The organism is Bartonella sp. OD88NMGDW, from assembly GCF_042193775.1.
GTDB lineage: Bacteria > Pseudomonadota > Alphaproteobacteria > Rhizobiales > Rhizobiaceae > Bartonella > Bartonella grahamii.
Map to the genome: position 1 here is coordinate 144,117 of NZ_JBHIMA010000002.1, position 22,897 is coordinate 167,013.

General features: G+C 37.0%; 10 protein-coding genes. 7 read left to right on the top strand and 3 right to left on the bottom strand.

Translation table 11 applies throughout. The annotated features are described in order from the left end of the window. Window positions 1-1,180 precede the first annotated feature (1,180 nt). Both ACFIJR_RS02260 and ACFIJR_RS02265 read right to left on the bottom strand, forming a co-directional pair. Window positions 1,181-5,839 (bottom strand): translocation/assembly module TamB domain-containing protein, encoded by a 4,659-nt coding sequence (locus tag ACFIJR_RS02260; RefSeq protein WP_375653418.1) that lies wholly within the window; start codon window positions 5,837-5,839, stop codon window positions 1,181-1,183. After that, the gene (locus tag ACFIJR_RS02265; protein ID WP_273722402.1) at window positions 5,839-7,803 is read right to left on the bottom strand and encodes an autotransporter assembly complex family protein; all 1,965 of its coding nucleotides are present in this window, start codon (window positions 7,801-7,803) and stop codon (window positions 5,839-5,841) included. Before ACFIJR_RS02265 ends, ACFIJR_RS02260 begins: the two co-directional genes overlap by 1 nt. 406 nt (window positions 7,804-8,209) lie before the next feature. Between ACFIJR_RS02265 and ACFIJR_RS02270 the strand changes: the two genes are divergently transcribed. Continuing rightward, a complete protein-coding gene (locus ACFIJR_RS02270) occupies window positions 8,210-9,742 on the top strand; it encodes a YifB family Mg chelatase-like AAA ATPase (RefSeq protein WP_375653420.1) in 1,533 nt (510 codons plus the stop codon). 11 nt (window positions 9,743-9,753) lie between these two features. On the opposite strand, the gene ACFIJR_RS02275 is transcribed toward ACFIJR_RS02270, so the two are convergent. Next, window positions 9,754-10,659 (bottom strand): transporter substrate-binding domain-containing protein, encoded by a 906-nt coding sequence (locus ACFIJR_RS02275; RefSeq protein WP_375653422.1) that lies wholly within the window; start codon window positions 10,657-10,659, stop codon window positions 9,754-9,756. 1,337 nt (window positions 10,660-11,996) lie between these two features. On the opposite strand from ACFIJR_RS02275, the gene gyrB reads away from it, so the two are divergent. From gyrB to accD, 6 genes are all read left to right on the top strand, one after another. Further along, window positions 11,997-14,429 (top strand): DNA topoisomerase (ATP-hydrolyzing) subunit B, encoded by a 2,433-nt coding sequence (gene gyrB / locus ACFIJR_RS02280; protein ID WP_375653425.1) that lies wholly within the window; start codon window positions 11,997-11,999, stop codon window positions 14,427-14,429. Window positions 14,430-14,547: 118 nt separating this feature from the next. Beyond that, window positions 14,548-15,330: a bifunctional demethylmenaquinone methyltransferase/2-methoxy-6-polyprenyl-1,4-benzoquinol methylase UbiE gene (ubiE, locus tag ACFIJR_RS02285; protein WP_375653427.1), complete on the top strand. Its 783-nt coding sequence runs from the start codon at window positions 14,548-14,550 to the stop codon at window positions 15,328-15,330. Between the two features lie 2 nt (window positions 15,331-15,332). Further along, the gene (gene ubiB, locus ACFIJR_RS02290) at window positions 15,333-16,919 is read left to right on the top strand and encodes a 2-polyprenylphenol 6-hydroxylase (RefSeq protein WP_375625488.1); all 1,587 of its coding nucleotides are present in this window, start codon (window positions 15,333-15,335) and stop codon (window positions 16,917-16,919) included. Between the two features lie 68 nt (window positions 16,920-16,987). Beyond that, window positions 16,988-18,409, top strand: a complete 1,422-nt coding sequence (coaBC, locus tag ACFIJR_RS02295; RefSeq protein WP_375626168.1) for a bifunctional phosphopantothenoylcysteine decarboxylase/phosphopantothenate--cysteine ligase CoaBC — start codon at window positions 16,988-16,990, stop codon at window positions 18,407-18,409. A gap of 1,852 nt (window positions 18,410-20,261) precedes the next feature. Next, window positions 20,262-20,981, top strand: coding sequence for a sulfate transporter family protein (locus ACFIJR_RS02300; RefSeq protein WP_375625490.1), 720 nt, complete (start codon window positions 20,262-20,264; stop codon window positions 20,979-20,981). A 994-nt stretch (window positions 20,982-21,975) separates the two neighbouring features. Next, complete coding sequence (accD, locus tag ACFIJR_RS02305; protein WP_375625491.1) at window positions 21,976-22,896, top strand: acetyl-CoA carboxylase, carboxyltransferase subunit beta; 921 nt, start codon at window positions 21,976-21,978, stop codon at window positions 22,894-22,896. Window position 22,897 lies beyond the last annotated feature (1 nt).

The window sequence follows — 22,897 nt, forward strand, 5'->3', positions numbered from 1 at the left end:
AGATTCTACCCAATCTGATCTGTAAACAATCCAGATTTTTATTGAGTTCGTTCCACTTGATAACAAATCATGTGATTCACTTATACAAGACTTACCCTAAATATTCACCCTGTGCTTTCAAAATACTTTGTCAAAAAGACTTACATGCCTTATATCACCAAACCTCAAATGTCAGTCTTTTATGGTACAGCAGGATAGGCTCACAATTATAAATTGTGCTGCAAATTATAGATACACTCAGCGTAAAAGAAAAACATTAAAAAATAAGAGAAGATTTATTATAAAACTTTTTTACTGTTGTAGATTGCTTTAAAGCAAGCTTTGCTGTTTTTTCTACATCCGAAACTAAAGTGATATTCCTCCAATACCTTAACTTCTTGAAGAGTTTATAAATGCACAACGTTAGTGCTTATATAAGGCTATGATTTCAATATGAAAAAAAACAGATGAAAAGTAAAATGACATTCCTCTTTCTTTTAACCGCCTAAATAGAAAAATACGGCATATAACTCTGATAAACATTTTTACAAAAAATATCTTTTGACCTGCATTTTAATACTTTGATTTATAATCATAATTTATTACTTTACATCTTAAATAAAAGATAAGATGTAATTTGCTTATTGTAAATTTTCTCTATATTTATGATGAATTAATCAAAAGCACTTGTTGTACGTCATAAGAGATATTGGTGTATGCATAAAAACTCTTAAGATAAGCAATAAAAATACCTCTACATTTTCAAGTGAAAAGATTGTCGGCAACATGAGAAGCTGGAAAATAGAATGATAATGCCGGCTTATATCTTTAATAAATACTTATACCTTTATTAACAATGGTAGTATGGATTTTATACCATTCATAAGAGGTACTTTATATCATTTCACAAGCAATCTTATGAAATAGGCTCAAGCCACATTGAGAAATGTTTCTTTAAAACAAGCACATGAATTTGCAACACAATAGTGTTATATTTTGGAGTGTTCTGTTTGGGGGGCTATTCATTATAAGAAAAGTGATCTCATTCAAAAACACAATAAACAAAAATCGAATATTTCAGATATATTTCTTCACGCCTCAAAAAATCTTCTTCTTTTATAGGATTTCTAGTCTATGTATCCTTCCTCAGATTTAGAAATGAGAGACAAAAGACAAAGAATTTATTTTTTAAATTCAATCTTTAATAATCTCTTTCATAAAAGAGACCAATGCTAGAATTTTGTTCATTTCCTATGGCACCTTTAGCTTTGAGATGACGCGAAATATCTAAATTAATTGTTCCTTTCGTCGTTCCATCGGACCCTGCTTCAAAGCCCAAATAAATATTATTGTGTATGTAGCGTCCAATACGTAAGCCTGTATTACCCTTCTCATTAACGATAACATCAAGATCATCAAGCCCAATTTTAGTTCGTAAAGTATTCAACAAAGATGTATTAGAAGCACCTGCAAGATCAGCCGCTGCTGCTGCAAGTTGAGCAATCTGAAATGGTGATAATTCATTAAGAGAGCGATTAAAAATCAAACGCGCCAAAATCTCATCCTGAGGCAAATTCGGTTGTGAAGAAAAATTAATATCAAGATTATCAATCGTCCCACTTACCGTTACAGTGACGCGAATATCACCACTGTTATTGTTGGTTACAAAATAAACCGTAGGATTAAGATTACCGCTAAAACTCGCTTGCCCTTGATCAAAATTAAGACGTTGCGAAAGAATATCAAAACGTCCACGAATCATTCTAAATTCACCAACTGGATGCACATCATTCAATGGGCCTGCTAGATTAATGCGTCCTCCAAGTTCAGCATCTAAGCCTTTTCCGCGTACAAAAAATTGATTGCGTGCTGTAATACTCATATTTGATAACACGACAGATGAAGATTCTTGTGTAACTATACGGCTTTTGCTTTTGTTCGTTTTCTTAACATCAGCACGTTCAAGTGTTGTTTGAATCGATTTAGTTAAATTCTTATTTCTAATATCAAGAAACTTAGCACTTTTAAAATGATCAGGAACAAAAACTTCAGCTTTTTCAACGATGATATCACCACCAACAACAAGATCATTTAAAAAATGACCTTTCATTGTCATCTCACCTGACAATGTTGCCAGAATCATAGAACCATCATTATAATTGGCATTATCAAGATGAAATATCAAATCTGTCTCTAGACCATTAGAGATACGACCTGAAGCAGAAATTCTCCCCCCCTCAAACGAAGAAGCTGAAGCTTTCTCTATAAGGATATGATCACCATTCAATTTGCCTTCAAGCGTTATATTATTCAATCCTACATTTGTTTGTGAATCAAAAAAGCTACCGTCGCCTATAGAAATATTTCCTATCAATTGTGGCTTTGATAACGTTCCATTAAGAACTGTATCAATTCTTGCTGTACCCGTTATATGTGCACCACGCTTAGCTAATAAGAGATTAACAAAATCAAGAGGCATTATCCCTTTAACGTTTAATTTTGCCTCTGAACCATTAAGAGATACAGGCCCATGGACGGAAAGATCTAATCCTTTATCTCCAGTAGCTATCATATTTTCAATATGAAATGTCGATTTTTTATAAGAACCACGAGCATTTATATTGATTGACATTGGTCCTTTATGCGTCATAGCGGTTAAATTTTGACTAGAAAGCTCAAAATGAGCAGATGGATCCTTCATTATTCCACCAATATCAATTTTGCCTATCAGTGTCCCATCAAGCGCTTGTCCTGCAATAAAACCATTCGCCAAACGTGCAGATAAATTTTGCAAATTAATATGAAGATCAAGCGTATTTTTCTCTAGAGATACATGCCCCTGAGCTTCTGCTTGTACTCCTTCTCCTGTTAAATTTGCATTTAAAGTAAGATTTTGATCTACAGTGTTTCCCGTAGCAGAAAGAGAAAAAGGCATAATTTTTTTATCTTGAAAAGCAACGGTTGTCAGTCCCTCACCTTTTATATCGTACGTTATATCAGGTTTTTTTAAATGACCACGAATCATAACATGCCCTGTTACACTCCCTGCTGCTCCAAGATCGGCTTTCCACAGATTGACTAAAGTAGCAGGAAGCGCATTCATTGTAAGTTGCAAATTCAGGGTATCTTGAATATTCCCTGCTAAGATGATGTTGCCTCCATTTATTGCAATTCCTAATTCATTGATTGTCATTCCATCTTTATCAAAAGCAATTATGGATGGTTTCAGCAATGTTGCATGAAAAATGTGTTGTTTTAGATCCACAGTTTCAATTTGCACTTCTCGTTTTATACTGTCTGGAAGTTCCTCAACCATTAAACGACCAGAAAGCTGTGCATTGAGAGTATCATGCAACATCGCTTGGACAGTAAAAACCGTTTGTCCATTATTTCTATCGGCGTGAGCATTTAAACGATTGACCATTATCAAAGGTGTTTGAATATGTTCTGCATTGATAACTCCTTCAAACTGTGTCATGCCAAAAGGATCGAATATGTCAGCATCTATTGCCAATTTTTTTATTTTATTCTTGGAAAAATTCAAATGGCTAACATGCGCCTTCACATTGGTTTTTTGTCTGCCATTTTGTTCATCAAAAATAAAATCTCCTTTTACTTTTCCACTACCATCCTGCAAAAATAACGCTGAAAGTACGGAAATATCATCGGCATCAATATGCAACGCTCCTTTCAAAACCCCCCCAAGTTGTTGAGAAAGAGCACCCGTTATTTTTGCACTTCCCCCTCTAATATCGATATTTTCAAGTTTTCGAATTTTATGAGAATCTTTAAAAGAGGCCGATAAATGCAAAGGTTTCTTAGCAAAAATCCCTTCACCTTTTACCACCCCCGTTAAAGCAGTAACTGGTGCTGTATTATCTATAAGTGCATCTATGTTAAATGTTGTGTTTTGAAGTTTCTTCCCTACGATTAATGCTTCAGCAATATGAGCACGTGTATTTAGTTTTATATGGCTATTGCGCCCTCTCGCCGTACTTTCAATCGTAAGCGCACCGCTTATCTTTGGATCTAATTTGGACAAATCAGATATTTCAGCAGATAGATCCATTTTAGCGCTTTCATCTGAAAAATAACCATTAGCCTTTATGTTTGTATATTGATTTTTCAAATTAAAATGACGAAAAATGAAACCCTTCGTATTTCGAGTAGCACCACCTGAAAGAGTGATATTTCCTTTGAATAAACGATCAAAAGACTGCACGCCTATTTTCATATCGTCAGCCATTCCTGATAATTGGAGATCAAAAATGCCACTCAATAAATTGATCGTTCCTTTGGCTTTAATATCTGCACTACCAGAAAGTGATTGTTTACTGAACACTTCCAAAGGAGTTAATGTTTGAGCTTTTAAACCGAGATCGCCTTTAAAAACAAAACCCTCCATTGTCCCTTTTAACCAAGAAGAAAAACCCTGAGCCGTAACACTCAGATCATGAATCAAAATTGGTTTATTCGAAACAATATCCGTATCTAAATGCACATGAACCGCTTGGCTTAAATTTTCTACTAACGCTCCCTTAATTTTTTTAACCCCTTGAAGCGTTCCTTTAACCTGAACACCAACATGACGAGAAGCTGCATTATCAAGATTTTCGCTTACTCCTCCCATATCAAAAATTGCATCGCGAATATAAATATTTTTATTGCTTAAATGACCTACAACCAACCGCCCATTCCAAGATTGTTGCCCTTCGCGACCATAGTCAATGTTCAAAGCAAGAGTATTCGCAGGTTTTGATACTTCCGATACAGGTAAATGAATAGACTCCTGTTCGTTATCAAGAGCCATTTTACCATCAACAAAAAGCCGCCGCAAAAATCCATCAGCGGTTATTTCAGCATTGGCTATAACATTCATTGCTTTGCTCTGAATAACCATCTGATCAAGGTGTGTCACACCTTCTTTTGTTCTTCTTGTCTTTGCTTTTAATGTTATATCAGATTCGAAGAGACTACGATATTGAGAAGGTATTAAAGGGCTCAGTGTTCCCTCTAGTTTCGTAGAAAAACTGTGTCCTTCTGGAACACTTGCAAGAATAACATTACCATCTAAAATAGAATGATGATCGGACTCTAAAGAAAGTTTGATAACCAAATCATCAAAAGTACCATCACCTTTCACGACGAGATTTAATGCTGGACGTTGTTCAATGTTAAAAATATTCGCCAAAATACCATTTTGTGGTTCGTTAGCAGAAATATCAATTTGAGCTGTACGATTACTATCAGATATCTTGGTGACAACAGAAAAAGAACCTGGTGCATCTAAACGATGCGCCGCTATATCGAAATCAAAATTACCACTAGCCAAAGTGAGATTACCTTTTAATGACATATCAGCAGAAAAACCAAAAAGATTCTGTTCAAATGTCACATGTTGAGCTATAAGCGTATTGATAGAAAGAGCAAGCGGCAATTTTGGTAAAGAGAACTTGCCCGTCCCAAGGGAAGAAACAAAAGAAGAATTGCCTTGCGGTTTGCGTAAAAATGTAACCTGTTCTGCCGAAAGCTGGTTAATGTCCATCCGCCCTCTCAGCAACGCTAGACGATTCCAATCCATTTTAGCATTGGTAATTTTAAGCCAAACCCCTTTTTTATCACTGACAGTAATAGCATCAATTGATGTTTGAGAAGACAGTGTCCCTTGTATATTATGTAAACGAACTTGACGATTGGGCGTTGAAAGCTTTCGTTCAATTAAAGAAACAAACCATGAGCGATCATCTGTTTTCATTTCGCTAGAGGGAAGAGTATCTCCTCTTTGCGCAAAAACAAAACCACCCACCCCAAAAAACAAAAATACAAAGAAGAAAGCTGATAAATGTACACCTTTTTTCATTAAAATGCTTGCCCTATACCCACATAAAAACCAATGCGAGGATCACCCTTCTCTCTCTTTAAAGGAAAGGCTAAATCAACGCGTAAAGGACCAAGACCCGTCATATAACGACCTCCTATACCGGCTCCCCATTTAATTTTTTGAGAAAAATCAAAATTCGCCTTTTCCCCTACGGCACCTCCATCAAGAAAACCGACAAACCCTATTTTATCATTTAAAGAAACACGCAATTCTGCCGATCCCTCAACAACTGCCCGTCCACCAACAACCGCATCATTTTCTGTTTTGATACCAATATTACGGTAAGCATAACCACGAACAGAGCCCCCACCACCAGCAAAAAAAAGCGTATTCGCGGGGATTTGTGCTGTATCATTCCCAAGAATTGTACCAAGCTTTGCCCGCGTAGCAAAAACAAAACGATTCCCTTCATCCAACGCCCAATAAGAACGACCTTCTGCTGTTACTTTTGCAACAAAGTTGCTAAAACGCATCTCATAAAAAGGCTCAATGAAAACTTCACCATATAAACCTTTTGTTGCATTAAGCTTATTATTACGACTATCGTAAATCAAACCGCTAGGGAAACCTATTGTTGTAAAATTACGGCTCCCAAAATAAATATCACGTGAATAACCATTTGAAACTTCTACAGCAGCCTGTCCCGATAGATTACCATTGAAAATATGTGTAATTCCTAATCTTCCTTTGATGGCCTTTGTCGTATAATTTTCTAGAACATCTTGTTGTATTTTTAATTCTGATCTGAGATCTGTATCTGGCGTGAGTACACCAGGCTTTATAAACGTACCACCGAAAAGATAATCAAAATTTTTAAAATTATACGATTGCTTTTTATTGCTACCAACACCACTTATTTTTGTTTCAATTTTAAGAACCTCTGCATGACCAAAAAGATTGTTATGCATCCAATAAGCTTCAAAACCAGCACCATCTAATGTTGAATAGCTACCGCCTACACCAAAACGACGCGGTTTACGTTCTTGTACAACAAGTGAAAGCGGTAAACTGCCATCTAGATTAATGGTATCAGCCTCACGTATATTGATAGCACGAAAAACACCAAGGCGCGCAAGACGTTCATTTGCCTTCGCTAACGCATCGGAATCGTATTTCTGACCTTGCTTCAATCCGGTCATCCATGCGATATAAGCTGAATCTACACGTGGTTTATTACTTATATTACGCACACTTAAAGGACCATAATGAGCCTTTTGTCCAAGATCAACAACAATCCGTCCTTCAACACGCAACGCAGCATGATCAGCCACGACCTCACTTTTCATAATTTTAGCTTTGGCATAACCTTGTTGACGCCATCCTTCTATCGCCCATTTTTCTGCTTTCAAAATGGTTTCAGATTTAGCAATAGCCCCAACTTTATAGCCCAATTCTTCAATTGTGGGCATTTTATGCGCTTTACGTTTTTCAAACGGAGCTACTTTATCAATATCTGCAATACTAAAAACATATTGTGGACCGGCATTAATTGTAATAACAATATTGGATTGTGCTGGAAGTTGAGTTACCGGACTTAAATCAGCGACTTCTAAGCCATTAATTTTAATACTAATAACACCACCGTAGCGTCCATCAGCATAAAGAGCAGAAAGAATTGCTCGATAATCTGAACGCGCCTTGGCTAGCAAACCAGAAGAACTGGCGGACGCTTTCTCTTTATCAGCAACAAGAGAAGAAACAGATTTAACTATTTTTATACCTTCTAATGGCGCGCCTGGCGGAGCAACAACATCAACTTTATAAAATCTCTCTGTACTTTTGGCATAATTTGAAGGAGAATTTGTTTTCTTTTGACCAAAAAAAGGTATGCCGAAAAAATCAAATGCAGCAAGTGGCTGTGGAAAAGCAAAAGCGAAACACAAGCCTATAAATACACAGCGCACAGTCCCTGATTTTAACAAAATTCTTGCCTGGTATACCATAAAATCAGATACCTTATAATACACTTTGCATCTACTACACTTTAAATAATATAAAAATGGGAAAGGTAAATATAATTACTTTGCACATTTTACACGTTTTATCACATCAAATAACATTCTGCGATACATAACGTCACCCTCCCCTTATATTTTCATAAAATTCTGCACTGTTGCATAACACGAACAGCCTCATTCTTTTTCCTTAACATATTTATTTAGCTTATTATAAACGTTTTATTGCGTTCCATACTATCATGGTTAAATTTGTACAAATGACTTTCCATGAGAACGCTAAAAAACTGCCTACGTATATAGATCTCTCTATAAAAAAAACCATAGAGATGCTTCTTGATTTTTATGCATAGATATGATTGTCTCTACAAAGTCTAAAGGGGGAAATAAACAAATGATCGCACGTGTTACAACTGTTGCTTTTCGCGGTCTAGAAGCAGTCCCTGTGGATGTACAGGTTATGATTTCATCTGGTAAAATAGGAATGGCTATTGTTGGATTAGCTGATAAAGCAGTTGCAGAAAGCCGTGAACGTGTACAAGCAGCCCTCCACGCTTGTGGACTTTCTATGCCTACTAAACGGATTACGATTAATCTTGCACCAGCTGATTTGCCTAAAGAGGGCTCGCATTATGATTTGCCAATCGCCGTAGGCTTAATGCTTGCTATGGGAATCCTCCCTCCCGAAGCAGCACAAGACTATATCATTTTAGGAGAATTATCACTGGATGGTTCACTTACCGCTGTTAATGGTGTTTTACCAGCTGCCATGACAGCTTTATCACTCGATAAAGGACTGATTTGTCCTTTCCAATGTGGACCTGAAGCTGCTTGGGCAAATGCAGAAATAAATATTCTTGCCCCAGAGACTCTGCTCACTATAGTCAACCATTTCAAAGGAACCCAAATTCAAAAACGTCCACAACCGCGCCAATATACTATCGAAACTGAACTTCCAGATCTTTGCGAAATCAAAGGACAGAAAACAGCCAAACGTGCCTTAGAAGTTTGTGCTGCTGGACGCCATAACCTCTTGTTTGTAGGACCTCCTGGTGCTGGGAAATCTATGTTAGCGCAACGCTTACCTTCCATTTTGCCACCTCTTGATAGCCGTGAGCTTTTAGATGTCTCTCTGATTGCTTCTATTACAGGAGAAGCGGTTCATAATACCATTTCACTTCATTGCCCCTTTCGTTCCCCACATCATTCTGCTTCCATGGCCGCAATGATTGGTGGAGGACTTAAAGGACGACCGGGAGAGGTCTCCCTTGCCCATAATGGTGTGTTATTTCTTGATGAATTGCCTGAATTTTCTCCGCAGGTTCTTGATTCTCTTCGTCAACCCTTAGAAAGTGGGGAATCGGTTATCGCCCGCGCTAATCACCATATTAGCTATCCTGCTCGCTTCCAACTCATTGCCGCAATGAATCCTTGCCGTTGTGGTATGGCAGGCGAAAAAGACCATGTTTGCGCTAAAGGAATACGCTGCCAAATCGATTATCAGTCCCGTATTTCTGGTCCTCTGCTTGACCGAATTGATTTACGGATTGATGTCCCTGCTTTGACAGCTATGGACCTTATGCAACCAGAACAATCAGAAAAAAGCTGCGATGTTGCCAAACGCGTCGCACGATGCCGTACCATTCAAGCTAAACGTTTTGCAACAATGGGGTTTGATCATATTCGCACCAATGGCGATTGCCCTGCCAAAATTATAGAACAGATTGCCATTCCTGATAAAAGTGCGACCACACTCTTACGAGATGTGAGTGAAAAAATGCACCTCTCTGCACGCGCTTATCATCGCATTCTCAAAGTTGCACGCACAATTGCTGATCTTGACGAATCAGATAATCTTTCACGCTATCATCTCGCAGAAGCTATTTCCTATCGACTAGGCACAGAAAGATTAACAGCTCTTAATTAAAAAACTATTCATCAATAAAAACTTATTGGAAAATACCGCAAATAAAGTTCTGTAAGTTTACCATCCTCTTCTAGAGATTTCAGCGCATAATTGAGTATATCAACCAATTTTTCATTCTTTTTTCCAACAGCAAGCTGCATTCCTTGTCCCAATAACTGTGGCGCCATATATGCCCCCCCAACAAAATGACAGCAATCAACAGATTTTTGTTTTTTGAACCATAACGATAAAGCAAATCCATCATCAAAAATAAGGTCAATTTTACGCTCCTGTAATGCTTTATAGAGCTCTTCTCTCTTTTTAAATTCTTGCCATTTTGCTTTAGGAAAATAATGATGAAAGAGCTTTTCGTGAATACTTTTAGACAAAACACCACTGGTTAAATGCACCAATTGATCGCTTATTGGCTCATCGAGATCTAAAAGTCGAGAAGCAACAAATCGCGCTGGAAAGCGCAAATATGACTTTGTAAAAACAAGATCTTGCTGGGTTTTACTTGTTTCTTTTAAACCCGCAATAATGACTTCTGCACCACCATTTTTAACATATTCTACAAGCTCTTTCCAAGGAATTACTTCTACTTCACAAAGCTTCTCTAATTTTAATTTTGAGCAAATAGCGCGCAATAAATCGATATTATAACCTGCAAGATGCCCCGTTTGATCAAGGAAATTAAAAGGAGGAAAATCAAAAGTTGTTACAAAACGCAAACGAAGAATATCCGTCGTATCAGGTTGTACCAAATGTTCATGCGAATCAAAAAAAGAAGGCAACCTTTCAGCTTCTCCGTAAGAGGAAAATAGAACCCCCCCTGCTACAAATAAAATACGAATAAAAACATTGTATGGATTATTGAATAAAAAGTACCATAAACGCAATTGAAGATGTTTTATATATATAGATTTTTTTATTTTCAAAATCTCTCCCCCATTTTTAAAGCTAAGATGCAACCCTTCTCAATTATTATCTAACGCACTTCACCAAAATATCTGGCGTTTAATAAATAAAATTCTTGCTATTTATAAAAAGTAATTTGAGAGAAAGGCGATTTGATTTTTTAAATATAAGAAATAAGCTGTACATACTTTAGTGGCACACTCCATTTTATCAAAACCATTTTCTTGCGTATCACAACCAGAGGGAGTATATAGACACTATTAAAGAAAAGAGTAAAAATACCCTTCAAATGCCGAGGGTTTTCTCAACATTAAGGTTGCATCAACATTTAAGAACCGGAAAATAAAATGATGATGCTGGTTTGTGCCTTATTGTCAATATGGGCAAAATGAGGGACATGAATCTTGTAGTATTCACAGGGTATTTTGCGTTATACTATTCAAACATCGTTGTAAAATGAGTTTAGGAACATTGAGAGATGTTTCTTAAAAAAGCGCGTGAATAACAGTGCAATGGGGCTTTGTTTTAAATAAGGGACGTAACCTCCATTACAGAAATGAGAAAAACAAAAGCGTAAGACAATGCGTCATCACCCCCATTCTTTAAAAACATCGCCGTAAACGTTTTTAAAAGTTGTAAAACTGAATAAAAGAACGATAGTGGAAACGTGCTTTTACATTTACGCCTTTATATTTTCCACATTTTAAAGATAACACAAACTAATATACCCAATATTTTCGCCTCAATCTAATATACAAAAATTTGAGCTGCTTAGAGAGCTCGTAACCTTTGTTTTAAATATACGGCAGCATTAGAATTGAAAATTGATTTATGGATAAAACAAGTAAGACCTTTGTTAGTTTAACACAAAAATGTATAACTAATTTTGAAACATCACGCATATGCAAAAATAAACAAAATAAATAGCATCATTATTGTAAAGCTTAATTGACCTCATCCCCACTCTCAAAGGAAAAGGATTCCTATTAGCGTTGACGTCTAGACAATCCTGCTTCTCTCGACTAATTCCTCGGGGCTATCCACTCATGCGCTTCATTTAACTAAAGATTATACAAATAAACCCTGCTCCGAATATTCACCACGCACTTTAAAAATACTTAATGTATCAAGGTAGTGCTTACTTTCCTTATATCACCGCCCTAAATGACGGAGTTTTACGACATAACAGTACAATCTCATTTCATCATTCTCTTCATTATATATCGACAGATATTGAATCTAGTTCTGATATACGGTAAATGTTTAATGTGGTTATTCCATAAATAACTGATCAGAACATTAAGCTTTAAAAAAGCAGATAGAATATTGTAAATTGAACACAGGAATGGACTAACTTATGAGTGATGAAATAACCTCAGCGGCACAAAGTGATGATTATGGCGCTTCTTCTATCAAAGTCCTCAAAGGTCTTGATGCTGTACGCAAACGTCCTGGTATGTATATTGGTGATACTGATGATGGATCAGGTTTACACCATATGGTCTATGAAGTTGTAGACAATGCTATCGATGAAGCTTTAGCTGGTCATGCTACTCTTGTAAACGTCACACTCCATGCTGATGGTTCTTGTTCTGTTCGTGATAATGGACGTGGGATTCCAACAGATATCCACCCAACAGAGGGTGTTTCTGCAGCTGAAGTTATTATGACACAGCTTCATGCCGGCGGAAAGTTTGATCAAAATTCTTATAAAGTTTCAGGTGGATTACACGGTGTTGGCGTCTCAGTTGTGAATGCATTATCCGTTTGGCTTAAATTGCAAATCAGACGGAATGGTAAAATTCATGAAATATCATTTACCCACGGAGTGGCTGATGCTCCATTAAAAATTATTGGCGATTGCGATAAAGAAAGTGGAACAGAAATCAGATTTTTACCAAGTTCTGAAACTTTTACTATGGTTGAGTTTGATTTTGAAACTTTGGAGCGCCGTTTACGGGAATTAGCCTTTCTAAATTCTGGGGTTTATATTCTCCTTGTTGACGAGCGTCATGCTGATACTAAATCAGTTGAATTACATTATGAAGGTGGATTAACGGAGTTTGTCAAATATATTGATCAATCAAAAAAAGCCCTGCTTGATAATCCTATTTACATTGCAAGTGAAAAGGATGGTATGAGCGTTGATGTTGCCCTATGGTGGAATGATTCTTATCATGAGAAAGTCTTGTGTTTTACCAATAATATTCCTCAGCGTGACGGTGGAACTCATTTGATAGGTTTTAGAAGTGCCCTTACGCGTCAAATTAATGGCTATGCTGAATCTTCAGGTATTGCTAAAAAAGAAAAAGTGAACTTAACCGGTGATGACTGCCGTGAAGGATTAACAGCTATTCTTTCTGTCAAAGTTCCTGATCCAAAATTTTCTTCACAAACAAAGGATAAGTTAGTCTCTTCTGAAGTGCGCCCTATTGTTGAAAGTTTGGTCAATGAAGGTCTTTCAGTGTGGCTGGAAGAACATCCTCATGAAGCAAAACTTCTTATTAGTAAAGTGGTAGAAGCTGCAACAGCACGTGAAGCAGCACGTAAAGCACGTGAGCTCACAAGACGAAAAGGGGCGCTTGATATCACTTCTCTGCCAGGAAAGCTTGCCGATTGCCAAGAACGTGATCCTGCAAAATCAGAAATCTTTATTGTCGAGGGGGATTCGGCTGGCGGTTCAGCAAAAAGTGGGCGCTCACGTCAAAATCAAGCAATTTTACCCCTTCGTGGTAAAATCCTCAATGTTGAACGAGCACGTTTCGACCGCATGCTCTCATCTGATATGATTGGAACACTTATTACAGCTCTTGGAACGTCTATCGGTAAAGATGAATTTTCACCGGATAAGTTACGTTATCATAAGATTATTATCATGACAGATGCGGACGTTGATGGAGCCCATATTCGAACTTTGCTGCTTACTTTCTTTTTTAGACAGATGCCCGAGTTGATTGAACGTGGACATCTTTATATTGCTCAGCCTCCTCTTTATAAAGTATCGCGTGGAAAATCTTCCCAATATATTAAAAATGAAGCAGCGTTTGAAGAATTCTTGATCGATACTGGATTAGAAGAAACAACGCTTGAGCTTTCAACGGGAGAAGTTCGTGCAGGGGCTGATTTGTATCAACTCGCTAAAGATGCTCGTATATTACGTCAACTTTTAAATGGTCTTCATACCCGTTATGATCGTAATATTGTTGAACAAGCAGCAATTGTTGGCGCTTTTAATCTTGAAGTCTTTGCAACACAAGAAAAAGCGCAAAAAATAGCAGATACTATAGCACACCGCCTTAATCTGATTGCTGATGATATGGAACAAGGTTGGAGTGGACAATATACAGCAGATGGAAACTTATGTTTTGAGCGTATTTTGCGTGGTGTTAAAGATGTTGTTACGCTTGATGTGGGACTTATAAATTCAACTGACGCACGCCAAATTGATCGCATTTCCCAAAATTTTATCGACATATATCATCTTCCTGTTCTTTTACGTCGCAAAGATAAAACAGAGCATATTTTTGGTCCCATGAGCCTCTTAGAGAGCATTTTTACAAATGGTAAAAAAGGTATTACTCTTCAACGTTATAAAGGTCTTGGGGAAATGAATGCTGAACAGCTTTGGGAAACAACGCTTGATCCTAATGCACGTTCTCTTTTGCAAGTAAAAATTAATGATGCAACCGATGCAGATTCACTCTTTTCTCGTCTCATGGGTGATGAAGTTGAACCTAGACGTATTTTTATTCAAGACAATGCCTTAAGCGTTGCCAATCTTGATATCTAAAGGTACTCTTCTGTTTTTAGCTGTGTAAATGTCGCAGTTTTATACGTTGTTTTTTCGTATTTGAACATTCCCTCTTTATTTCATTTACGATAAAAGAAAAATAAGGAAGGTCATACACATGGCAGTTGAAACAGAACGTGTAGGAGCCAAGGGTGGCATGGAGCACTCTTTTGGTTTTACAAGAGTAGATGAAACACAAAAACAATCCATGGTGGATGGTGTGTTTCATTCTGTTGCTGAAAATTATGACAAGATGAATGATATCTTATCCTTAGGGCTACACCGTGTGTGGAAAAATTCCATGATTTCTTGGCTTTCCCCACCAGCACTTTCTCATTGGAAAGTTCTTGATGTCGCTGGCGGTACAGGTGATATTGCTTTTCGTATTCTTAATGCTTCACGCCAAAAAGCCCATGCTACAGTGCTTGATATTAATGGCTCAATGCTCAGCGTTGGCAAAAAACGCGCACAAAAAAATGGTCTTGCCCCTCTGATTGATTTTGTTGAAGCCAATGCAGAAAATCTACCTTTTGAAGATCAAAGCTTTGACGCTTACACTATTGCTTTTGGAATTCGCAATGTTCCTCATATTGATCAAGCTCTTAGAGAAGCTTTTCGTGTTTTAAAGCCCGGTGGACGTTTTTTATGTTTAGAATTTTCAAATGTCGATATGCCTTGGCTCGATAAAATTTATGATCTTTGGTCTTTCCATGCTATCCCTAAGCTTGGTCAATTTATTGCAAATGATGGTGATGCTTATCGTTATTTGGTTGAATCTATCCGCAAATTTCCTAAGCAAGATGATTTTGCCCATATGATCAAGCATGCGGGATTTTCGCGGGTATCGTACCGTAATCTCACCGGTGCGATTGCAGCACTGCATTCAGGTTGGAAAATTTAAAAATGGTGCAAATTTCCCCTTACTTTCAATTGATGCGTGCAGGATGGGTTTTAACACGTGAAGGTGTTTTAAGTGCTCTTCCTCATGATGACCTTCAAGGATTTCCAGCGCTATGTCATCGTATAGCGAGTGCATTAGCACGACGCAAAACAAAAAAAAAACAGCGTTCTGAAAATATTTCGTATGCCATTAATAAGCTTGGACCCTCTTACATAAAACTTGGTCAATTTCTTGCCACAAGACCTGATATTGTTGGGCGTGATATTGCGGAAGATTTGTCACAACTACAAGATCGTGTCCAAACATTTTCTTGCACTGCCGCTGTCGCTCAAATTGAAAGTTCTCTTGGTCGCTCTATCGATGATTTATTCATAAATTTTTATCCCCCCATTGCTGCCGCTTCTATTGCTCAAGTTCACCCAGCTGAATACAGTGATGAAACTGGTCATAAGAAAAAATGTGCTGTAAAAGTTATTCGTCCTAATATCAGAGCGCGTTTTTCTAAAGATCTTAGAGGATTCTATCTCATTGCTCACTTACAAGAGCGCTATATCCCTGCCTCTCGAAGGCTTCGTCCTGTTCGTGTGGTGGATACTTTAGCACAAACAACACGCCTTGAAATGGATTTACGGTTAGAAGCAGCAGCTATATCTGAAATGGCTGAAAATATTCAACATGATACAGGCTTTCGGGTTCCGCGTATTGACTGGGAACGGACAGGACGTAATGTTCTCACAATGGAATGGATTGATGGTATCAGAATATCCGAAATTTCCAAACTCAAAGAAGCAGGATTTGATTTGCAGGCGCTTGCCATTACGCTTATTCAATCTTTTCTTCGTCATACATTGCGTGATGGTTTTTTTCACGCCGATATGCATCCTGGTAATTTATTTGTAGATGCAAAAGGATGTATTGTTGCTGTTGATCTAGGCATTACAGGAAGACTTGGCAAAAAAGAAAAGCATTTCCTTGCTGAAATTCTTTACGGCTTTATTACCCGCGATTACCATCGGGTTGCACGCGCCCATTTTGAAGCAGGTTATGTTCCTTCATACCATAATATTGAAAGCTTTGCGCAAGCCAACCGCGCTATTGGCGAACCAATACACGGACAATCAGCACAAAGCATTTCCATGGCTAAATTGCTCACTTTATTGTTTGAAGTCACTGAATTATTTGACATGCAAACGCGACCTGAACTTTTATTGCTGCAAAAAACGATGGTTGTCGTGGAAGGTGTTGCCCGCACATTAGACCCCACTTTTAATATGTGGAAAGCTTCTGAACCTGTTGTCAAAGAATGGATTAGTAAAAATTTAGGGCCCGTAGGCGTTGCAAAAGACTTTAGTGAAGGAGCGCAAGCTCTCCTTTCGCTGGCACGCAAAACACCACAATTGGTTCAAAATTTCCAACGGATAGAAGAAGATTTAGATCAAATGAGAAAAACAGGTTTTAATCTTTCTCCTGCCACCCTCAAACAACTTGCTGTCGAACAAAGTCGCAGAAACCGTTATGGTCGTTATAGCCTTTTCATCATTGCGCTTTGTTGCGTTTGTCTCACTTTTTACTTTTTTCATCTTTTCTAATTTCCTTAATATGCTAAAAATATCAATAATGAAATCATTGCAATCATTTTATTTCTTGGAGGTATTTTATGGCCAGTATTACTATTCGTAACCTGTCTCCTGAAACCAAAGAAGCTTTGCGCATACGCGCCGCGAAAAATGGTATTTCTATGGAAGAAGAAGTCCGACGCCTTTTAAGCAATCCCACTCCTTACACCACACAACTCTCTCATACTAGTGCTGTTGAAGTGCAATCATTGAAATCAAAATCTCTCCTTCTTATTATTGGAGGAAGTATTGCATCCTATAAAGCACTTGATTTGATGCGCCGTTTACAAGAACGTGGAGCACACTTAAAAGTTGTAATGACAAAAGCAGCACAAAAATTTATTACGCCTTTAGCCGCTGAAGCTTTAAGCGGTAGTACTGTATATACTGATTTATTTTCACGCGAAGAAGAACACGATATTGGACATATCCGATTAGCACGTAATGCTGACCTTATTATTTTAGCCCCTGCTACAGCCAATCGCATTGCAAAAATAGCCAATGGCATAGGAGATGATCTGGCTGATTGCATCCTTTTAGCGGCACGCTGTCCACTCTTAATTGCACCTGCTATGAATCCGTCCATGTGGGCGCATCCCGCCACTATTCGCAATGTTGCACAACTGCGCGCAGATGGCGTTCATATCATTGGACCAGAAATCGGAAATATGGCTGAACGTGACGAGATAGGATATGGGCGCATGAGTGAACCTTTAACGATTGTCGCTACCATAGAGGCTCTTTTGAATGTGCATGAAAAACCTCTCTCTGACCGCCATTTCATCGTTACCTCTGGCCCTACCCATGAACCAATTGATCCGGTGCGTTATCTTGCTAATCGATCTTCAGGAAAACAAGGTCATGCCATCGCAACCGCTCTTGCGCATTTGGGTGCAAAAATAACACTTATTTGTGGACCTGTTAATCTTGCAGACCCACAAGAAGTAAAAACCATTCATGTTGAAACAGCACAACAGATGTTACAAGCCGTTCAAACCGCATTGCCTGCTGATGGTGCCATCTTCGTTGCCGCTGTTTGTGATTGGCGCAGTCAAACGCAGTCTTTACACAAAATTAAAAAGAATGCTCATAAAATACCACCATCCCTTCATATGGTCGAAAATCCTGACATTTTAGCAACGATTGGACACGCTCCAAACCGCCCCTCACTGGTCATTGGTTTTGCTGCTGAAACATGTGATATCATTGCCAATGCGCAAAAAAAATGTGTTGAAAAAGGAGCTGATTTCATTCTTGCTAATGATATTTCTCTTCAACTAGATGGCACAAGTGTCATGGGTGCTGATACAAATCAAGTTTATCTCGTGAGTAAGGAAAAAGTTGAACAATGGCCCCATATGAGTAAACAACACGTAGCGCAAAAATTAGCAAACATGATTGTATCATTTTTTGCCCCCCAAACACCTACTCCTCATGAGGAAAATATACCCCATTTCAAATAATAACCCTTCAAATGCATTCATATTAAAACACCTTATAAAATAGAACTAACAATAGGTGTCTATCTATCTCGATTAGTATACAATATTTTGATTTATAGTGATAATCTAGCGTTGTTTATATTAAATTAGAATCCCGAATATCGTAAGATTCTCTCATTTCAAATCTCTCTCATGTTGAATCAATAAAAACCATTTTCTTGCACGTTGCAAAGAAGGATAGCCGTATGAATACAAAACGTTTAAGAAAGAACTAAAAACGCTTATAATGGACCGTCTCAAGAACAGAGCTGTCGAGCAATACTGAGAGAATGATGGTGCCCGCCGTACTCTTTTATTAAGTGTAAAGATAGTGGTGCCCTATAAGTTTTATATTATTCACGAGAGCTTTACCCTTATACCATTCACAGGCACTGTTGGGAAATGTTTCTTTAAAAAATTGCCATAGTCTTCATACAAAAGTAGGATCTATTGCACCACTGTCTCCCCAGCTTATAAAAAAACAAGCTATCATTCACTTTGCCTATCATCAATTTTGAGAAAGCTCTTGCACTGAATAAAATTTATAAAAGCATTTTCTTTCTTCAATGTTTTTATCCCGATATTGCTCCTATTTATGATGTGCAAGTAAATGATTTTGATTATTTCATGATGAGAGCAGCTAATGAGAAAATATGACAACTTTATTTGAAGCTCTTATTCACTATGAAAAATAATGTAATAAATCAATGTATTGTAACATCTCAATACAATTTGAAGCATATCTTACACTGATGCTCATAAAGAGTGTAGATAAAATTCATTGCACCACTGTCTATAAGTTTATGAAACTGACGCCTTTATTATTTTCCTCAGTGATCGGTCTTTAAAATTAAATGTGTGTGTCCTCTCTCCAGCATACCAAGACCACAAAGACTAGAATTTGATCCATGATATCCTCACATTGTGATGTTTCATGAGAAGCATTTTTAGTCCTTTATCGAAAGCTTTGTATCCATACATTGGTCTCGCCTATAATGTGCAAGTAAATAATTTTTTGATGTTGAATAAAGGCTTTGAAATTAAAGAATATTTCTATATTTTGGATTCTTATTCAAGTTGAAAATGATCAATTCTCTTCATAAATTAATGGTGTTATTATCTAAAAATTATTTGATACAGTGTACCACTTGTATGAAAAGTGCTTCAATGAATTCTACTTCATTGCACTTATAGCTTTTAAAATTCAAAATCTCATCATTTTTAATCATCAGTGGTGTCTCCCACTCTTTGCTTCTTCTCAAGAAATTACCCTTCCATGGGATATGGACGATCAATCGCCTAAGCTTATTTTCCACTTCTATCATATTAATCATTCTGTTGCCCAAATCAGAATATCTACAAGCTACTACGTTACTCCGATTCCATTGAACTCAATATGTTTTGAATAAAAGCGAGAGGCAAAAGCATGCCGCCAAATAGTATAAAAGTACAGAGCATTAGGAATTGTACAAAACAATTAAGCACGTAGATAAACGAAGTTAGACAACACTACTGAATAAATAGAAGTCAACAACTTTCCTCCCAAATAGTTCTTATTCCTTAATTTTTCACATATATCATATAAACGCAATAACCTGCACTCTGTAGAAAAATATTAAAAATTTCTTCTACAACAGCTGCTTTTTAAATTCTTCTTGATTTTTAAAAATCAAAATTTCTATTTATTCAAATTTTATTTTAAACAAAGAAGCCTTAGCCGTTTTTTATAATGTTCTTGAAAAGAAATCTTGTAATTCAAAAAATAAAAAATTACACTGTGCATTCTTTAAATATATTTCTTGTTTTTTTGCTTCTTTCCTTAGTTTATTAATCTATGATTTTTACTGCTGCCTATCGTGCTTTACAACGTCTTCTGACCTCGCAATATAGTATTATGATACTGAAAGCATTGGGGATTACTTTTTTCATTCTCGCCATTTTATGGTTATGTGTGCACCAACTTTTTGTGTCTTACTTTTGGCCCTGGATTGCTCAGTTTCTTCCTGGACTCCCTAGTTGGGCGGGATGGATTGGTTTTAGCGTGCTTATCATTTTTAATCTTGGTTTGGCTCTTTTGTTGGCTTTTTTGATTGCACCAATCGCAGCTATGATTGGTGGTTTTTTCATTGACTCTGTTGCTGAAATCATTGAAAAAGAGGATTACCCAAACGAGCCTATTGGACAAGCTTTGCCGTTTCAGCGTTCTCTTATCATTTCCTTTAAATTTGTTATTTTAAGCCTTCTTGGTAATGGAATTGCTTTTATTTTATTCTTCATACCAGGTATTAATTTAATCGCTTTTTATGTTATTAATGGTTATTTGCTTGGTCATGAATATTTCTTGTTTGCTGCTTATCGTTTTCGAACAGAGCAAGATGCACGTGCTTTTTTACATACTCATTATACAACGGTTTTTGGTGCAGGATTATTGATAGCGCTTTTTGTTTCGATTCCAATTCTTAATTTATCAACACCGCTTTTTGCAGCCGCCTTTATGACATATTTACACAAAATGCTTTCCCAAAAGACCATGGCACGCATTACACAAAAATAATGTTACTTGACTTTAAGGCTAATAAAACTTGCCAGCCAAAGAAAGCATAATATTAAAATCTTATGCTTTATCTTTTATTAAAGCAATATATTGATTTATAAAGATAATTTATCGTTTCATAACATGAGTGAAAAACCTAAATATCATGAGGCTTTCTCATTTTAATCCTATCCATATTGGATCAATTGAAATCGTTTGTTAATATGTCATAAACGAAGGTGGTGTGTGGATAAAAGTACTTTCAAAAAGGCGTAAAATATCTTTTATGAATCCTCTCAATGCAAACATTTTCGTCACATTAAAAACTGGAAAAGAGTATGATGGTATCGATTTGTACCTTCTATTTCAGTAAAAATGAAGAGCATAATGTATTTTATACCATTCATGGAGAGTGTACACTCTTCTGAGCACCGTCATAAGAGAGTTTTGGGGATTATTGAAAAATGTCTGTGTAAAACAAGCACATGAATGAGTAATATAATAGCATTTTTGAGGGTATTCTATTTTAATTGTGAAAAGCGCGCGCTTTAAAAAAACCTTTTGAAAAAAATCTTGCTCTGATGTTAGCGTTTCGCTAATATGGTGTTATCATATACATTATCTTAAATGGATTATTTTAGCCTTGTTAACGCCTTATATTATAAGGTTTCTTTTCTTCAAAACTGTTGATACGAATGATTAATTGGATATTCATTTTTATTGAAAAATAAGGGGGTTGTTAACCATCGCAAGGAGTGAATTTTAATACCAAAGTAAAAAAATAAAAACATGTAAGTTCTTAAACTTATGGGAAATTTGTTATAGGGAATACTCTTCATAGATATGATTGTTATGATATTGGAAAATTAAAAAATTAAAAAACAAGCTATACGTACACTGATAAAAGTATTAAATAGGCTTCTTTGTTACACCGGTAAAGCAAATGTGACTGCTTAGGTTCATATTCTTTCAAATTATGCGAAAGATGTGTAATATTTAAAGGAAGGTTATAAAGATGAACTGGATTACAAATTATGTTCGTCCTAAAATTAATTCTATATTGGGGCGCCGTGAAATTCCAGAAAATCTATGGATTAAAGATCCTACCAGTGGTGAAATGATCTTCCATAAAGATCTGGAAGCTAATCAATTTGTCGCTCCCAATTCTGGCCATCATATGCGTATCAGCGCTAAAAATCGTCTCATGCATTTTTTTGATGATGGTGTTTATACAGCTCTTGAAAATCCAAAGGTTGTAACAGATCCCTTAAAATTTCGTGACGAAAAACGCTATATTGACCGGTTAAAAGATTATCGTTCTAAACTTGGTGTTGATGATAATATTTTAAGTGCACGTGGTACGATTGAAGGCTTACCAATTATTGCAACTGTTCAAGATTTCGCCTTTATGGGTGGATCACTCGGTATGGCTTCAGGAGAAGCTATTATCAAAGCTTTTGACACTGCCATTGCCGAAAGGCGTCCGCTGGTTCTTTTTTCTGCTTCTGGTGGCGCACGCATGCAAGAAGGAACGCTCTCGTTGATGCAAATGCCTCGTACAACTGTAGCGATTGAAATGTTGAAAGAAGCAAAACTTCCCTATATTGTTGTGCTGACTAATCCAACCACCGGTGGTGTTACTGCTTCTTACGCCATGCTCGGTGATATTCACATTGCCGAACCTGGCGCTATGATTGGTTTTGCTGGTCCACGTGTGATTCAACAAACTATACGCGAAACCCTACCAGAAGGCTTTCAAAGTAGTGAATATCTGCTCGAACATGGTATGATTGATATGGTTGTATCACGTTTAGAAATGAAAACAACAATTGCGCGTCTTTTACGTTTGATGATGAAACGCCCTGCTGTTTTTAACCCTTCCGATCCATCCCCAACAGACTTTCAAACATCGCTTTCTAGGACAAAAGCAGCTTAAA

What these genes read in the sequence shown, in the direction of transcription:
- accD (WP_375625491.1), top strand. Translation starts at nt 21,976, where the DNA reads ATGAACTGGATTACAAATTATGTTCGTCCTAAAATTAATTCTATATTG.
- ACFIJR_RS02265 (WP_273722402.1), bottom strand. Translation starts at nt 7,803, where the DNA reads ATGGTATACCAGGCAAGAATTTTGTTAAAATCAGGGACTGTGCGCTGT.
- ubiB (WP_375625488.1), top strand. Translation starts at nt 15,333, where the DNA reads ATGGTGCAAATTTCCCCTTACTTTCAATTGATGCGTGCAGGATGGGTT.
- gyrB (WP_375653425.1), top strand. Translation starts at nt 11,997, where the DNA reads ATGAGTGATGAAATAACCTCAGCGGCACAAAGTGATGATTATGGCGCT.
- ubiE (WP_375653427.1), top strand. Translation starts at nt 14,548, where the DNA reads ATGGCAGTTGAAACAGAACGTGTAGGAGCCAAGGGTGGCATGGAGCAC.
- coaBC (WP_375626168.1), top strand. Translation starts at nt 16,988, where the DNA reads ATGGCCAGTATTACTATTCGTAACCTGTCTCCTGAAACCAAAGAAGCT.
- ACFIJR_RS02300 (WP_375625490.1), top strand. Translation starts at nt 20,262, where the DNA reads ATGATTTTTACTGCTGCCTATCGTGCTTTACAACGTCTTCTGACCTCG.
- ACFIJR_RS02270 (WP_375653420.1), top strand. Translation starts at nt 8,210, where the DNA reads ATGATCGCACGTGTTACAACTGTTGCTTTTCGCGGTCTAGAAGCAGTC.
- ACFIJR_RS02260 (WP_375653418.1), bottom strand. Translation starts at nt 5,839, where the DNA reads ATGAAAAAAGGTGTACATTTATCAGCTTTCTTCTTTGTATTTTTGTTT.